Consider the following 17155-nt stretch of genomic DNA (forward strand, 5'->3'; position numbering starts at 1 on the left):
CGTTATCAAGTTGGTTAAAAAGAGTTTCAAACGATGGATATCCGGTGTGACCGTAGCGGGTATGATGTTCAGTATGTTGACTCCTATGGCGGCAAATGCGGCGGACAATGAGGCGCAAATCAGCGAGGTCGACTATTCAAAATTATCTAAGCTGATGATTACAGAGCTTGTCCCGGATACAGCAAATATCAGCAGTTCAGACGCTTATGAATTTATTGAAGTTTATAACAATACGAACAAAACGCTCGACTTTAAGGACTATAATCTGGTGTATCGATATCCCGGAACGAGTACCATTTGGGCGCCTTATCAGAATGGGAATCCCAACGGGAGCATGAAGATTCCTGCGCAATCCTCCATCGTCCTGTGGGTGATGAATACGGATAAAGGGATTAATTTAAACCTGAAAGCAGCAGATTTCAATCAGAACTTCCATACGAATCTGCAAGAAAATGTGAATCTTTTCCGTGTTGACGGCGGTGGCGGCATGCACAACAGCAGCCCAAGAGATTTGGTCATTCAAGAGAAAGATGGCACGGATATCTCGATTTCCAGCTACCAAAACGATGATCAAACGAAACCGGAAAAAGGGATTTTCTATCGTTTTCCAGTGGATGGAACGAAGAACATGGTGATGTATGGCTCAGCGATCGACGAGAATGCGGCCGCTGCCACCCCAGGGACTATCGACCCTACTCAGGTTCCGCCTGTTCCGCTATACTTCTCTGATCCTCCTGTCATCGGCCACACGCCGGTTACCCAAGCCGATCAGAAGAACGACTTGATCTTGCAAGCTCAGGTTGCTAACACCGAGCAGAATGAAACGGTATCTGCTGCCGTTTACTATCAGTTGGCATCGCAAACGAGCTATGAATCCGTACCTATGACAGTGACGGGCAGCAACCAATATCAAGCTGTCATTTCTAAGGACAAGCTGAGCGAAAGTCAGCTGAATTACTACATTCAAGCGAATGACGGTTTCAGCACAGTGAGATCGAACGTTTACAACGTAAATATTACGCTCGATCAATCCGACTATTCGAAAGTTCCACCGCTTATGGTGACCGAAATAGTCCCGGATTCCACGAATGTGGGCTCGGCGGACGGTTATGAGTTCATTGAAGTTTATAACAATACGGATCAACCCGTTAATTTCAAGGACTATAAAGTCGTCTACCGTTACACGGATTCGGGTCCAGATGCAGACGTTCCATGGCCTGCGGACAAAGAAGACATGATGATTCCTTCGAAAGGCACGCTCGTCTTCTGGATCATCAACAACCAAAATGGGAACTCGACAGCAGCTGACTTCAATGCCAACTACGGCACGAACCTTGTAGAAGGCACTAACCTTGTACGCGTGCACAGCGATGGGATGGCGAACGGCTCTAACCGTGGTCTCGTGATTGCTACGAATACAGGCATCGAGCTTTCTACAGCTTATTACATCAACGGCGATTCAAAAGCCAATAAAGGGATTTTATATAAATATCCGACTGACGGCAGCAAAACGATGATCAAATACAGCTCAACCGTTGCAGCAGCAACACCGGGTTCCGTAGATCAGGTTCAAGTGCCGCCACAGACTGTGAAGGTCACTCCGGATACGCTTAAGCCTACGCTCAAGGATTTGACTAAAGAGAGTACGATTGATCAAGCCTTAGATCTCGAAATTATCGGAGAGGCCAAGGACGAAACATCGCTCAAAACGGTAGCCCTCTATTATAAAACGGATAAGCAGTCCCAATACAACAAGAGGTACTTGAAAGAAAGTTTTGCGGATACATTGTACCATTATATGATTTATTCGCCTGAACTTATCGGAAACTCTTACGTGGACTATTATTTCACAGCTTCCGACGGCACGAATGAGACCGTCACACAGACGAAGCGTGTTCAAATTCAAGGTGGCTCGGACCATTCCAGCCTGCGCTTGAATGTGAAAGACGGTGACGTCGTTTCGCAAACGAAAGTGTTGAAAGGTACAGGCGAGGGCGTTAATCCGGACAGTCTGAAACTTGCCATCGACGGCAGCGAGCTAACGCAGTCGACTTATCATGCCGTAGAGCATGATGCCTTCTTCGCTTTTGAAGTGATGGGCGTGAACTACTATTTCAAAAACGGCATTACCCAAGGGCAGGAAATTCTGTCGATTTTCCAAGACCCAATTAATAGCTATAAAACACTATCCATTCCACTAAAAGCCGAGCGGCTTAAAGTAGGCAGCAACGCGTTCCAGATTCGTGCTGGTTCCAAGGCTTCACCTTTCGACGATCGTCCGGAAGAGAACAAAGATAATTTTGAAGTGAAGAACGTTCGTCTCGTGTTTGCCGACGGTACGGTCGTGTATGACGCGAAATATAGCGATCCTAACAAGGTGATCAAAATCGGGGATTCCTCCGGTCTGTCGCCGGTGATCGATTTCAACTTCGTCATTCCATCCACTCAGCTGGCTTCCAAAGCCTATGCTTGGAACACGGCCTTAACGAGTGACGGCAATCATCAGGTTACAGTAAGCAATACCACATATGGTACGATTACTTCCAATGTGCAGGTGGATAATACAGCTCCAGTTGTGCAGTCTTCTATTGAAGAAGGTAAAATGTACCGCGGCAGCTTCACGATCGATGCGAACGTAACAGATGCATTGGCTGGCGTAGACAAGGTCGAAGCCACGCTGGACGAGCAGCCAATTACGCTGCCAATGGCTACTTCATCCGCACAACTGCCGGGCGGAGCGCATGTTTTCAACGTCAAGGCTAAGGATAAAGTTGGTAATGTGAAGGAAGTAACTGTTCATTTCGAAGTGCCTAACGAGGCACCGGATATGCCTGAGCTGATTGCTCCTAGTCAAGGCACGAGCGATGTGGAACCGAACGCTTCCTTAAGTGTGAAAGTTACCGATCCGATGAACGACGACTTGAAAGTTACGTTCAATCAAGGCTTCAAATACGATGCAAGCACACAGGGAACGTTCACCGGCTATCGCGGCGCAGCGGATACAGAACCTCCGAAGCAGGAGAAGCCTGCAAGTGAGGCGGCCATGACCCCTGAAGATTATAGTAAAATTAGCGGCGTTGACGGCAGCTATCTTACCGATGATGCTGTCGAGAAGTTCCCTTATCAACGTTTTGAGATTGCATTAGATCCTGCGATTCAAAGCACAGACGAAGTCGTCATTGACTGGAAAGGGAAGTCCCTGGAGGGCCGCAAAGTCTCATTGTACGCCTGGAGTCCAAGCAAGCTGGAGTGGATCGCTCTGAAAACCGTTATCGCGGGCCGCGAGGACTTTGAGCTGAAAGCGAACGTTCAAGCCGGCGATTATGCCAATAACGGGAAAATTCAAGTGATGGTGCAGGACGAAATTGCCGTCACACAGGATCAAGCAGCTGGTAGCGACTATGATTTCTCCTTCGTGTGGATGTCCGATACCCAGTACTATTCCAAGAGCTATCCTTACATCTATCAGAAAATAGTAAAATGGATCTCCGACCACAAAGAAGACAACAAAATCAAATACGTCATTCATACCGGCGACATCGTCGATAATGCCGATCAAGAGTACCAATGGATTGAAGCCGATAAGGATATGAAAGTTTTGGAAACGGCAGGAATCCCTTACGGAGTGCTTGCAGGTAACCATGACGTAGGCCACCAAGACAATGATTACAGTTATTACAGCAAGTGGTTTGGCGAGGATCGTTTCAAAAGCCAGCCGACCTACGGCGAATCTTATGATAACAACCGCGGCCATTATGATTTGGTTTCCTCGAACGGTAACGATTTTATCGTCGTTTACATGGGCTGGGGTTATGGAGACAAAGAGATTGATTGGATCAACGAAGTGTTGAAAAAGTATCCGAACCGCAAAGCGATTCTGAACTTCCATGAATTCATGCTCGTTTCCAATAACCGCGCTCCGATGGCGGAGAAAGTATTTGAGCGTGTTATCAAGCCTAACAAGAACGTCATTGCCGCTCTTTCCGGTCATTATCATGATGCTGAGCTGAAAGTCGATCCGATCGACGATAACGGCGATGGCGTGCCGGACCGCAATGTGTATCAAATGCTAGCCGACTACCAGGGTGCGCCGGAAGGCGGACTTGGGTATATCCGATTGATGCAGTTCGATTTGGCGCATGGCAAAATCAACATGAAGACTTATTCGCCTCATTTGGACGATTACAACTTCTATGAACCGGATGAACATCCTGGGAAAGACGAGTTCAGTTTGGATCTGAATCTGGATGCCGTGACCAAACGTGTAGCTACAGATTATATCGGTGTGAACGTGTATACGAACAAAACGATTGGAAGCGCAGCGAGTGTGAAAAGCGGGGAAAATGCCTCGGTAACGTGGCCGAACCTTGCTCAGAATACGACCTATCAGTGGTATGCTGTCGCAGAGGATGCGTACGGCGGTTTGAGACAGTCGGATATCTGGAAGTTTACGACCAAAACGGCGACGACTGTTCCGTCCGATTCGGTTAATGATTTGAGCGGACTTAGTCTAAGCAGTGGAGCTCTCAACGAGCAGTTCGCGGCATCAAGAACGAATTACACACAATCGGTTGCGAATAACGTTGAAAGCGTGAAGGTTACTCCGACAGCAGCTGGTGCTGCGGCAACAGTGAAAGTGAATGGCGTGCAAGTTGCAAGCGGTCAAGAGAGCAGCGCGCTTCCTCTTCAAGTAGGAGAAAACACGATTACCATTGTTGTAACGGCTAAAGACAACACGAGCAAAATCTACACCATCGTTGTCACAAGATTAAGTAACAATGCATTGCTAGCCAACATGACGACAGATAAAGGCGTGCTAAGTCCTGCGTTTACTTCTACACAGTCTGATTACAATGTAGAAGTAACTAACAGCGTTACAAGTTTAAATCTGAATGTAACCAAAGATGAACCACACCAAAAAGTAACGGTAACCAGTGCGGAGAATGGCTCTGTTTCCGGCAATGTGTACACTTATACAGCTTCGAATCTGGTTGTTGGTTCTAATCCAATTCATGTTGAAGTTACGGCGCAAGATGGGACGAAGAATTCGTACAATCTGACAGTAAAACGCGCAGCTGATACATCATCGGATTCTGACTCGGATTCTGATTCTGGTTCATCTTCACCATCTGTCCCAATCGATACTAAAGTTACATCGACAGATGGTAAGCTAACACTTCCAGTAGGTAGTACGGGCGAAGTTAGCTACGAAAATGCGGTTACCGTCGCAATTCCGGCGGATGCCTCAGTGAAAGAATTGAAGTTGACTATTGAGAAGTTGAATGAAACGAAAGACCTTTTGACGAATAATGAGGTTCTAGCGAGTCCGATCTATGAGATCCTCAAAAACTTCTCCGAGAACTTTAATAAGCCGGTCACCTTGACGTTTACTTTCGATCCGGCAAGCTTGAAGGGCGACCAAAAAGCAGCTGTCTTTTATTATGACGAAGTGAAGAAGCTGTGGGTGGAAGTAGAGGGTGGCAAGGTCAATGGGAATCGCATCAGTGTAGAGGTCAATCACTTTACGAAGTATGCGGTTATGGCAGCTGGTTCATCCGTAGTGGAGCCAACCGCGCCGGCCATTACCTTAAGCGACATCAAAGGACACTGGGCAGAAAATAACATTCTTGAATTAGTTAAAGCGGGATCCATTAACGGTTACCAAGATGGAACATTTAAACCGGAAAATCGCATCACACGAGCTGAATTCGTTTCAATCGTTGTGAAATACCTGAAATTGAACGAGCAAGGCAGCAGCAATAAGTTCGCAGATGTAGCGAACCACTGGGCGAAGAATGCGATCGCCACAGCTGCAGCGCAAGGCATTATTACAGGATACACGGATACAACCTTTGGTCCGGATGATTTCATTACTCGTGAGCAAATGGCGGAAATCATCGTTCGTGCCGCTCATTTGGACAAGGTGGCAGGGAATACGAGCTTCTCCGATAACGCTGCGATTTCTGCTTGGGCACAAGCGGCAGTAGCTACGTTAACCTCCAAAGGGTTCATGAACGGTTATGAGGATGGTACGCTGAAGCCGCAAGGATTAACAACTCGCGCAGAAGCATCTGCACTCATTCTCAGAACATTGAAAACAGGAAAGTAGAAATGAAAAGGGCTCCTTCGTCTGAAAAGACGGGGAGCCTTTTTGTGTTCACAGGGTCTCGTGGGCAGGTGAAGAGGAACTACAGGGCGCTATTTTGCCCAAAACAGCCCTTTTAGCGAGGGAGGGGGAACTGTGTTCCGCTATTTAACCATTCTGGACAGATTGTTGGAAGGGAGGAGGTGAAGTAAGACCCTGTAGCTCCCCTTCATCATCTAAAACTCAAGATTTTCCCTAAATAAGGGAATGGAGTTCCCTTATTAATAAGACTACCTGCGTTTGCGCTTGGCTGTTCCGGATTTGGTGCCGCCTTTGCGTCTTTGGGCAGTCCCGGATTTTTTACGGCGTTTGCGTTTCGGTTTGAACACTTCAACCGAATCTTCCGAGGCGACCTTGCCTTTGCCAAGAGCGTTAAAGATCGTTTTCACCATCGGTGCCATTTGCTGAAAGCTGGACATGAACTTCTGAACCTTGCCCATCGTGCCGAGGATGCCGTCGATGCCGCCCATCCGCTCAACGAAGCCGGAGATTTGCTTCATATTGAGACCGCTCAGCGGGTTAGAGCTCCCGCCGCCTGCCGCAGCTCCGCCTCCTCCTCCGAGAAGGTTGCTGAGGAAATTGCCGCCACCGCCACCTCCGCCGGCATTGCCGCCGCCGCCAAAAAATCCGCCACCGCCACCACTGGGGTTACCGCCGCCAAAAAGCCCGCCACCGCCACCAGGGTTACCGCCACCAAAAAATCCTCCGCCGGCATTCCCGCCGCCTCCGAAAAGATCGCCGCCTCCTTGGAAAGGAGTAGGGAGACCTCCGCCTTGTGCGAAATCCGAGAACGGATTGCCGCCACCTAAGCCGGGATACTGACCGAATGCGCGATCATCACCAATTTGCGGGGGTAAAGTTGTGATACTTCTTGTATGCACATTAGGACGATTACCGCCGTTACCACCATTACCAATGAGTTGTCTTGAGTTAGTCACTGGGATTCACGATCCTTTTTATCAGATTTGTCTCCTACAGGATATGTCACTTGCCTATCGTTGGTATGGACGAATGTCACGGGTCCTAGATATTTGTCACAATTCAGCTCATTAACGCATAGAAATTTTAACGTTTCGCAATCCTAAAGGCAGGATTTAAACTCGCCGTGTCGAATGATACTCTGGAGCTTACTATGATAAGCTAACATGCCTTTCTACCAGGAGTTGATAACGTATGCAATTAAAAAAATTAAATGATAAAGCTATAGACCAACTTTTTGAGGCCATACTGACCCTTAAGGATATAGAGGAGTGCTACGTTTTTTTCGACGACTTGTGCACCGTGAATGAAATTCAATCGCTTTCCCAGCGTCTGGAAGTTGCCCGCATGCTGCGCAAGGGCTGCACGTACAATCAGATCGAAGCGGAAACTGGCGCATCTACAGCTACGATTTCCAGAGTTAAGCGCTGCTTGAATTATGGAAATGATGGCTATGTGCTGACATTAGATCGTTTAGGCCGTTAATTATTTGTGTTCTAAAAGAGTTCAATGATCCTGCATTACGATGCGTAATGCGGGATTTTTCGTGTTTATTGAAGGCTCAATTGACATGTGAGAACACATTCGTTAGCATAGGGTTGTAGGCATGGTTAGAACGGGTGGGGAAAACATAATGAGTAAGGTTGGTGTCCTGGTCATAAGCCATGGATCTAGGGATAAAGGCTGGGTGGAGCTGGTCGATGAGGCCGTATCTGCGGTTAGCACGTCGCCAGATGTTCCTATATATGCCTCCTATCTGGAGCTGGTGGAAGGCCGGTTAATTCAAGACGGTATTTATAGCTTAGAGGCGCAGGGTGTGACCGACATCATCGTCGTCCCCTTGTTCGTGTCCTCTGGGAGTACGCATATTGATGAAATCAGCTACGCCTTAGGGGTCATCCCGCAGCCGCTTCTGGAGACGGATATGGAGCCCTTCGATATCAAGGCGCGCATTCATTTTACATCGCCGATTGATGACGACCCTGTCATTGCTGAAATAATTTATGCGAAAATCAAAGAGCTGTCCACTGCGGGGGGCAAGGAAATACTCCTGCTCATCGGGCATGGCAGTGTAGAAAAGGGCTTTCATGAGAAATGGCTCCATGGACTGGAGCAGCTTGCTGCACGTTTGAAAGCATTAGGTGGCTATGCGGAGGCGGATGTCGCGATGCTTTTGCCGGATCAAGTGCATGCCCAAATGACAGCATGGACGCTTAAGAAGCCTGGTCATACGGTTATTGTGGCTCCACTTTTTTTGAGTGAAGGTTATTTTACTAGTCAAGTGATCCCTTCCCGTTTGGAGGGATTTGCATATAAATACAATGGACGGGCGCTGCTGCCAAGTCCGCTAATTTCCAAATGGATGGAGAAGCAGATCGCTTCCGCAATTCTAGACGGTGAACAGGTGATGAGACATAATGGTCAAAAGAGCAAGACTGATCTATAATCCGACTTCCGGTAGGGAAGAAATGAAAAAGCGCCTGCCGGAAATCCTTCAGCGCCTAGAGCGCGGCGGCTTCGAAACATCCGCTCACGCGACAATCGGCGAAGGGGATGCCACACTTGCTGCGGCTGAGGCCGTGAAACGTGGCTTTGATCTCATTATCGCCGCAGGCGGAGACGGCACCTTGTGCGAAGTCGTGAACGGCATGGCCGAAAGAGCGGGACGTCCTCCACTGGGCATTCTGCCGCTGGGGACGACCAACGATTTTGCCCGTGCGCTGGGCATCCCCAAAAATCTGGAGCAGGCCTGCGACCTGATCATCCAACAATACACAACCGACATTGATGTAGGCAAAATCAACAACCGCTACTTCATTAATATCGCCGGCGGCGGCTCGATGACCGAGCTGACGTACGAAGTCCCGAGCAAGCTCAAAACCATGATCGGCCAATTGGCCTATTATATGAAGGGACTCGAAAAGCTGCCTAGGCTGAAGCCTATCGAGCTGTACGTCAAAGCAGGCGATATGGAATTCCACGATGAAGTCATGATGTTCCTCGTCGGCAACTCCAACTCCGTCGGCGGCTTCGAGAAGCTGGCTCCGGAAGCGAGCATGAACGATGGGTTGTTCGATGTCCTGATTCTGCGCAAGTGTAACCTTGCGGAGTTCATAAGAGTAGTCACACTCGCGTTGCGCGGGGAGCATCTAAGTGACCCGAATCTGATATATTTTCAGACAAATCATATCGAGATTAATTCGCCGGACTACGTCCAGTTGAACTTGGATGGGGAATTCGGGGGTACGCTGCCTTGTGTCATGACGAATTTGAAGAGTCATCTCCAGATCATCGTCGATCAGTCCGGTCAGTCGATTTATAAAAAGAAGCTGATTGAGACGTTGACGACGCCGTTTCATTTGAAGGAGCGGCAAGGGGACGAGGAGCAAGAGTGGCAGTAGTAACCGCATAGGGAATAATGGCGGGGAATATAGGCAATACAGGGAAAGAAGAGATAAGTGAGGGTACTATGAGCGTAAAAGACAAATCTGGCTCAATGTCAGGTAAAGATAGAAGGACTGCGAAGTCAAACCGTGCAGGGAAATCTGCGGACAGAAGAGCAGGAAATCCTGCAGAACTTAGAGCAGGTAATTCTGTGGATCGAGGAGCAAGGAATTCCGCGGAACATAGAGCAGGTAATTCTGCGGATCGAAGAGCAAGGAATTCTGCGCCTAAAGCGGCGCCGGCCTGGATGGCTGATCTGCCGGTGCAGATCGGAGAGCAATACGAGGCTGAAATCATTGGGATTAGCCATGATGGGGAAGGGGTAGGCCGTGTGAACGGCTTTACCCTTTTTGTTGCTGGTGCGCTGCCAGGTGAGCGTGCGCTCGTGCGGGTGGAGCATGTGAAGAAGCAGTATGGGTATGCACGGCTGCTTCGTTTGGTTGAAGAGAGTGCAGAGCGTGTGATGCCGGATTGCGGCATTTATGAGGAATGCGGCGGCTGCCAGCTGCAGCACCTCAGTTATGAGGCGCAGCTTCGTGTGAAGCGGCAGCAGGTTGTGGATAATTTGCAGCGGATTGGGAAGTTGGCTGTACGGTCCGAAACATCTGAGGGCATTATTGTCCATCCCACACTTGGGATGTCCGATCCATGGCGGTACCGGAACAAGGCACAGGTTCCTTTCGGGGAAGAGCGCGGCGGCCTCATTGGCGGATTTTATGCGCAGGGGAGCCATCGCATCATTGATATGGAGGAGTGCCTGATCCAACACGAGGCCAACGACGAGGTTGTCGCTCGGGTGAAAGAGATCGGCGCGCGGCTTGGTATTCGTGCTTATGATGAAGAGCGTAATGCTGGACTGCTGCGCCATGTCGTCGTCAAAGTGGGCTTCCGCACGGGCGAGATCATGGTCGTCTTGGTGACCAACGGCAGCACGATTCCGCGTGCGGACGAGTGGGTGGCTGGCATTCGCGAGGCGCTGCCTGCGGTGAAAAGCATTTGCCATAACATTAATGTGAAGCAGACCAATGTTATTTTTGGGGATGAGACTCGCGTCCTGTGGGGCAGCGAAGTCATCTATGACTATATCGGCGATGTGAAATTTGCAATTTCCGCGCGATCTTTTTTTCAAGTGAACCCCGTCCAGACGGAGGTCTTGTACGGGAAGGCTTTGGAGTACGCCGGGTTGACCGGCGATGAAGTCGTCGTCGATGCCTATTGCGGCATCGGTACGATCTCCCTGTTCCTGGCGCAGCGCGCGGGACAGGTCTATGGCGTTGAGATCGTCGAAGAGGCGATCGCGGATGCACGGAAGAATGCCGAGTTGAACGGCATGACGAACGTGCATTTCGAAGCGGGCCCTGCGGAAGTGGTCCTCCCCGAGTGGACACGTCAGGGCATTCGCCCGGACGTGATCGTGGTGGACCCGCCCCGCAAGGGCTGCGACGCCGCGCTGCTCGCGACGATCTTAGAGCTGCAGCCGCGCCGCGTCGTCTATGTGTCGTGCAGCGCATCGACACTGGCTCGCGACTTGCGCGTGCTGGTTGATGGGGGCTACGGCGTCGCGGAGGTGACGCCGGTGGATATGTTTCCGCATACGGTGCATGTGGAGTGTACAGTGTTGCTAAAATGGGAGGAGCAGTAGGTTAACCTACGCTCCCTTTTTTGCTGTTGGATTAATAATGTTGAAATGAATTTTAATACGACTATCATCAAACACATCAACTTTTAGAACTAGCTTACTAATAACCTGTTTCAGGATCTTCTCATCTTCAAAATCGAGAGAAAGGAGCTTGTTGACTTGCTTTTCAAAAGCTTGGAAATCACTGTCTAAGTCATCTTCCTTTTCAGTTAATGTCTGTAACTCTGACTTGCGATTCGTAAGCAGAGTGAACTCGTCTCTAACAAGAGTGTTATGAGTTCGCCACTCTTGTTGAGTAAGATCACCATCATTCAGGAGATCAAGCAGTTTGCTCTGCTTTCTTGTAAGCTGGGCGATTTTGCTATCCACCTGTTTGATTTCCTTTTCGTAATTAACTGGAACGTGTCCTGATTCCTTTTTCAGCACATCAACAAGCTTTCGAGTTTTAACCCCATTACCCAATATCAGTGATTTGAGATTGTCCTTAACCTTAGTTAGCAGATCGTCAGCCTTAATGTAGTGAGAACTACAGTGCTTTTTTCCATACTTTCCGTATCGTCCACATGTATATCCACCTCTATCCTTTTTGAAGTGCATACCCATCCCACAATCGGCACAGACTGCAATATGGGCAAAGAGACTTTCCCGACCATTGCTTCTCTGCTTACCCTTCTTCGTCAGCTTGTTTTGAACTTCCTCGAACTCCTCCATTGAAATAAGAGCAGGGTGAGTGTCATAAACCGCTGTTCGGTCCTCCAAAGGAATTTTCTTTCGCTGCCTTGTTCGGATACTTACCGTCTCACTTCGATTTTGAATCATGTTACCCGTATATACTGGATTCGTTAAGATAAGCTTTATTATACTTTGCTGCCAAAGTTCACCTGCATTCTTGGCCCCAACCACTGTTCTAGGGGTTGGTATTTTTGCGTCGATTAGGTGGCGGGAAATCTTGTAGAGTCCCCAATTCTCATACAAGTAAAGACGGAATATGTCTACCACCACTGGGGAATATTCAGGGTGCAGTTCCAGAGTGTTGCCATCTTTCGTATAGCCGAAGGGCGGGAGGGAACCGTTAAACTTCCCCTTTTTCGCTTTTTCACGTCTCCCGAACTTTACCCGTTTGGAAATACCCTCGCAGCACTGACCAGGAATGCGCCGACGAAGGACATGAATTTGATTCAATACTTGGACCGTGCTAAGCAAAAGGGAGCTATCTCAAAAGAGGATATCATCGATGAAAAGCAAGTGAAATTGTTTGGATTCGACGCTTTACAATTAACTTATGTAAATAGACAGGATTGGGACAAAAGAATTGATACGTTAATTATATTCAAGTCTGGGTCGCAATTTTATAGCGTTCGAAATTCTTCCTATGAAGTTACATATAAAAGCTCGATTCAGGATTTTCAAAGTTTACTGGAAAGCATGAAGTTTAACGATAAGAAATAATATGTATTGTGAGGAAACTTTAATTCATTACGAGCAAAATAACTAATATTCGCTTGATAAAATGAAACAGCGGCTCGACTCCCCATGCTTTATGAACCCTATCCATACAGTCGTGATAAAGTGAATTTAATGCTATACAATCACTACTTTGCTCAAGAAAGCGACGATCTCGCAAAAACTACGACAATATTCGAGAAATATAATAGAAATTTAGATATTTTCACTTTCTTCCACTTTGCATAAAAGCTAGAATCTGATAGTATATAAGAAAATACCGATAGATTTAGTAAGAATTAAAAGGAGGCACCTTTCCATGCAAAAACTGATGCTTGATTCCATACAAGAAATGACGCATCTGGATCAACTCGAGGCTGAAGCGATTTATATTATCCGAGAAGTAGCGGCGGAGTGTGAAAATCCCGTGATGCTGTACTCGATCGGGAAGGATAGCTCCGTGATGCTGCATTTGGCGCTGAAGGCTTTTTATCCCGAGAAGCCGCCGTTTCCTTTCATGCATATTGATACAACGTGGAAGTTTAAAGAAATGATTGAATTCCGCGACCGCAAAGCGAAAGAATTTGGGATCGAGATGATTGTTCACTCCAATCAAGAAGGAATTAAACAAGGGATTAACCCTTTCGATCACGGTTCCGCGTATACGGACATTATGAAAACCCAATCCCTGAAACAGGGATTGGACAAATACGGATTTACGGCTGCATTCGGTGGCGGAAGACGTGATGAGGAGAAGTCGCGCGCGAAAGAGCGGATTTTCTCGTTCCGGAATAAGAATCATGCTTGGGATCCGAAAAACCAACGGCCGGAAATGTGGAAGCTCTTTAACACAAGAATCAATAAAGGTGAGAGCATCCGCGTCTTCCCAATATCCAACTGGACGGAAAAAGATATCTGGCAATATATTCGCAGAGAAAACATCGATATTGTGCCGCTCTATTTTGCCCAAGAAAGACCTGTCATCGAACGCGACGGACATCTCATAATGGTGGACGATGATCGCATGAAGCTGGAGCCTCATGAGAAAATTGAAATGAAGAAGATGCGATTCCGCACGTTAGGCTGCTATCCTCTTACTGGCGGAGGCGAGTCGGAGGCGGATACGCTGGATGCCATTATCGAAGAAACGCTTGGTGCGGTTTCATCCGAACGGACAACTCGTGTTATTGACCAAGAGGCGGCGGGAAGTATGGAAAGACGCAAACGGGAGGGTTATTTCTAAGATGAAAAGTTTGCTTAAATTTATTACTTGCGGAAGTGTAGACGACGGGAAATCCACCTTAATTGGACATATGCTTTATGAGGCGAAGCTTTTGTTCGCCGACCAGGAAAGAGCGTTAGAACTGGACAGCAGACTTGGCAGCCGCGGAGGCAAAATTGATTATTCGCTGCTTCTTGACGGGCTCTTGGCAGAGCGTGAACAAGGGATAACGATTGATGTGGCCTACCGGTATTTTACGACGGATCACCGTTCTTTCATTGTAGCGGACACGCCGGGGCACGAAGAATATACACGTAACATGGCCGTAGGTGCGTCCTTTGCGGATCTTGCCGTCATTCTTGTGGACGCAACCAAAGGCGTGATTACCCAAACGAAACGCCATACCCGGATTTGCGCACTTATGGGAATTAAACATCTTGTATTAGCTGTGAACAAAATGGATTTAGTTCATTTTGATCAAAAGATATTTAATGAGATTAAAGAAGATTTCTCCCAAACGTCCGCTGAATTTAACTTTCAAAGCATACAAGTGATCCCTGTTTCTGCCACAGAAGGGGATAACATTACCAAAAAATCACAACATACTCCTTGGTACGAGGGCCTTGCTCTATTATCGTATTTAGAAAATGTGGATGTTCTTGATACCAATGACACGAAACATTTTATGATGCCAATACAGCGTGTATGTCGACCGGACCATACGTTTCGCGGTTTCCAAGGTCAGATTGAGGCTGGGAGCATCGCGGTCGGCGATGAGTTGATGACTTTGCCGAGTCGCGAGAAAGCGAAAGTCAAACGTATCTTAGTGACAGACCAAGATAGGGAATCAGCCTATGCTGGACAACCCGTAACCATTCAATTGGATCGAGAAGTCGACGTTTCAAGAGGCTGTGTGTTCACGAAAGACAATGAAATCAAAGAGGCTGATCGGTTTACCGCTACAATTCTTTGGATGGATGATTCCGTACTGACCCCCGGTAAAAACTATTTGGTCAAAGTAGGAACGAAAGTCCTGCCCGGTACCGTGACGGCAATTACGCATAAGATCGATATTAATACTGGAAATACGGTTCCAGCCGATCAGATTGTCAAAAATGAAGTGGCAAAATGTGAATTCTCATTATCGGACGACATCGTTTTTGATTCTTTTGAACAATATAAAAGCATTGGCGGTTTTATTCTGATCGATCGTGTAACCAATATGACATCCGCTTGCGGAGTGATCGAACAAGCCCTTCAAAATTCCGACAGCGTTGTACGGTTAGATACGGAAGTTACCAGAAGTGTTCGTGCTGAGCAAAAAGGACAGAAGCCCTTGACCCTCTGGTTCAGCGGTTCGGTTTCGGATAACTTAGCCCTTGCGAAGGAAATCGAGAAACGTTTGGTATCGACAGGCTACCATACCATGCTTCTCGAGAATGGCCAGGGAGAATCGACGCGGCGATTGGCGGAAGTTGCCAAAGTGTTGAACGATGCGGGACTTATTGCATTGGTAGCGAATCAGAATGACAATGACAGAGCAATCGTGCGAGATATCATTGGTCAAGAGTTGATGGAAGTCGATACAAGCAAGAATTCGACTGAAGAGGCTGCCAGTGTTGTGAAGCGGGTTATGAGGTATTTGATTAATTCGTAGAAAACATTGTTCATAATTCAATAGTAACGAATAAAAAAGAGCGACCGCGGAGATCTCCGTAGTCGCTCTTTCATTTTTTCTTCAACAAGTTATCCCTCGAAATCTATACTAGTCATCAAGACAATCCTCACCTAAATACATATAAGGGCATGGCATCATTCGTTGAGAGGGGAAATGCCCGTGACCCAAGTGATCAGCATCATCAATCTCAAAGGTGGAGTTGGCAAAACAACAATCACCGTCGCTGTTGCGGAATTCCTGGCGGTAGAGCATCAGAAGCGCGTTCTGGTTATCGATCTGGATCCTCAGACGAATTCGACAGTGGCTTTGATCGGGGAGGAGGAGTGGGCGAAAAGAAATCAAAACAGCCAGACGCTGCACGCGCTATTTAAGGATCACATTGATGATACGTACACTTTTGAAATGGAGAAGAGTATTGTTCGTAAAGCATCTAATCTGCGGGGTGGGTTGGAGAACCTGCATGTGCTGCCGTCCAGTCTGGATTTTGTTAAGATTCAGGATCGACTCATTAACATCTGGCAGACAGCACTCATTCGTCCTTATGATGTATTGAAAAATGCAGTAAAAAGTCACCTAGACGATTATGATTATGTGCTGATCGATTGTCCGCCGAATCTCGGTATCGTGACGCAAAACGGCCTGAACATCAGCCATTGGTACCTCATTCCGACTATTCCCGACCACTTATCCACGTACGGCATCCCGCAAATTATCTCCAGTGTGAAAAATTTTAACCGCAAAAAAGAGGGCGGAGAAGTCAAGCTACTAGGCGTAGTTGCCTCATTGTACCGCTCATCAGTGAACAGGCATAACAACACGCTTGACCGATTAGCAGCAAAAGTTCAAAGTGGCGAACTGCCACGGCTTTTTGAAACCAGAGTACCTTTAGCTTCTAAGGCCGCAGACGCGACTTACTACGATGTAAACGGGATAAACACTCTCAAACAGAAGTACGGCAATTCGACTGAAAATTTGTATGGATCCTTTCAAAGCTTAACGGAGGAGCTTCTTACGTATGTCCAAATCTAACGATGCTGCGTTGAGGAAGCAGTTAGCTTCTATGCTCGTCAAGATTGCTGAACGTATTGAGCAGGATGAGGAGTTTGCGCGGTGGCTTTTGGAGGGGACGATCTGGGGTGCCGCTAATAAGGGTTCAAAAAGTAAGAAGCCAAGCACCGCAAGCGAGCTTCCGTACACGCCTGCAGGCAAAAGTCCATTACCCGACATATATGATATATTTTCCAAAGATGGGGCAGAGGCTTTACGAGAACTTTTGAATACATACGAAGTTGGATTTTTAATCGAAATTGTATTGGCGAATGGTTTGGATCCGGTCAGAAAGGTACGCAAATGGAAAACGAAGCACAAAATCATTGCTTATATGCTCGAGGCAGTTGCGAAGCAAATGGCGAAGGGGAAGGCTTTTGTAAAGTAATGGAATATTTAATACCCCATCCTCTAGCGGGTGGGGTTTATTTGAGCAATAGAACTAAATAGAAGTTTTGTGAAAGTTAATTATAGTAATAATTGCGTGTGTCGTAGAATCCATTCTATTTATTAATCTTTTGTCAAGATGTCGAATGCCGTAAAATTACCATGGAAAAT

Annotated in this window: 11 protein-coding genes; 9 read left to right on the plus strand and 2 right to left on the minus strand. The window is 47.4% G+C overall.

Annotation, left to right across the window (positions count from 1 at the left end; translation table 11 throughout):
• Window positions 1–10 precede the first annotated feature (10 nt).
• A complete protein-coding gene (locus tag J2Z65_RS27605; protein ID WP_167068819.1) occupies window positions 11–6109 on the plus strand; it encodes an S-layer homology domain-containing protein in 6099 nt (2032 codons plus the stop codon).
• Window positions 6110–6375: 266 nt separating this feature from the next.
• Here the strand turns inward: J2Z65_RS27605 and J2Z65_RS27610 are convergent, their stop codons facing one another.
• Complete coding sequence (locus tag J2Z65_RS27610; protein WP_167068816.1) at window positions 6376–7083, minus strand: aminotransferase; 708 nt, start codon at window positions 7081–7083, stop codon at window positions 6376–6378.
• A gap of 235 nt (window positions 7084–7318) precedes the next feature.
• Here J2Z65_RS27610 and J2Z65_RS27615 point away from each other — a divergent pair, with 235 nt between their 5' ends.
• From J2Z65_RS27615 to rlmD, 4 genes are all read left to right on the plus strand, one after another.
• Window positions 7319–7609 carry a YerC/YecD family TrpR-related protein gene (locus tag J2Z65_RS27615; protein ID WP_079414635.1) on the plus strand — a complete coding sequence of 97 codons (291 nt, stop codon included), beginning with the start codon at window positions 7319–7321 and terminating at the stop codon, window positions 7607–7609.
• 148 nt (window positions 7610–7757) lie between these two features.
• Window positions 7758–8570 (plus strand): sirohydrochlorin chelatase, encoded by an 813-nt coding sequence (locus J2Z65_RS27620; protein WP_167068813.1) that lies wholly within the window; start codon window positions 7758–7760, stop codon window positions 8568–8570.
• Entirely contained in the window at window positions 8542–9525 is a 984-nt protein-coding gene (locus J2Z65_RS27625; protein ID WP_167068810.1) for a diacylglycerol kinase, read from the plus strand. The genes J2Z65_RS27620 and J2Z65_RS27625 overlap by 29 nt, the downstream gene beginning before the upstream one ends.
• 17 nt (window positions 9526–9542) lie before the next feature.
• Window positions 9543–11210 carry a 23S rRNA (uracil(1939)-C(5))-methyltransferase RlmD gene (gene rlmD / locus J2Z65_RS27630; protein WP_420850891.1) on the plus strand — a complete coding sequence of 556 codons (1668 nt, stop codon included), beginning with the start codon at window positions 9543–9545 and terminating at the stop codon, window positions 11208–11210.
• Window positions 11211–11216: 6 nt separating this feature from the next.
• Here the strand turns inward: rlmD and J2Z65_RS27635 are convergent, their stop codons facing one another.
• Window positions 11217–12389 carry a recombinase family protein gene (locus tag J2Z65_RS27635; protein WP_167068807.1) on the minus strand — a complete coding sequence of 391 codons (1173 nt, stop codon included), beginning with the start codon at window positions 12387–12389 and terminating at the stop codon, window positions 11217–11219.
• A 580-nt stretch (window positions 12390–12969) separates the two neighbouring features.
• Here J2Z65_RS27635 and cysD point away from each other — a divergent pair.
• From cysD to J2Z65_RS27655, 4 genes are all read left to right on the plus strand, one after another.
• Window positions 12970–13893 carry a sulfate adenylyltransferase subunit CysD gene (gene cysD / locus J2Z65_RS27640; RefSeq protein ID WP_167068804.1) on the plus strand — a complete coding sequence of 308 codons (924 nt, stop codon included), beginning with the start codon at window positions 12970–12972 and terminating at the stop codon, window positions 13891–13893.
• Between the two features lies 1 nt (window position 13894).
• Window positions 13895–15529: a GTP-binding protein gene (locus J2Z65_RS27645; protein ID WP_167068801.1), complete on the plus strand. Its 1635-nt coding sequence runs from the start codon at window positions 13895–13897 to the stop codon at window positions 15527–15529.
• A gap of 180 nt (window positions 15530–15709) precedes the next feature.
• Complete coding sequence (locus J2Z65_RS27650) at window positions 15710–16579, plus strand: AAA family ATPase (protein WP_167068798.1); 870 nt, start codon at window positions 15710–15712, stop codon at window positions 16577–16579.
• Window positions 16566–16985 carry a hypothetical protein gene (locus J2Z65_RS27655; RefSeq protein ID WP_167068795.1) on the plus strand — a complete coding sequence of 140 codons (420 nt, stop codon included), beginning with the start codon at window positions 16566–16568 and terminating at the stop codon, window positions 16983–16985. The genes J2Z65_RS27650 and J2Z65_RS27655 overlap by 14 nt, the downstream gene beginning before the upstream one ends.
• Window positions 16986–17155 lie beyond the last annotated feature (170 nt).

Source organism: Paenibacillus aceris, assembly GCF_017874035.1.
In the GTDB taxonomy this organism is placed as follows: domain Bacteria; phylum Bacillota; class Bacilli; order Paenibacillales; family NBRC-103111; genus Paenibacillus_E; species Paenibacillus_E aceris.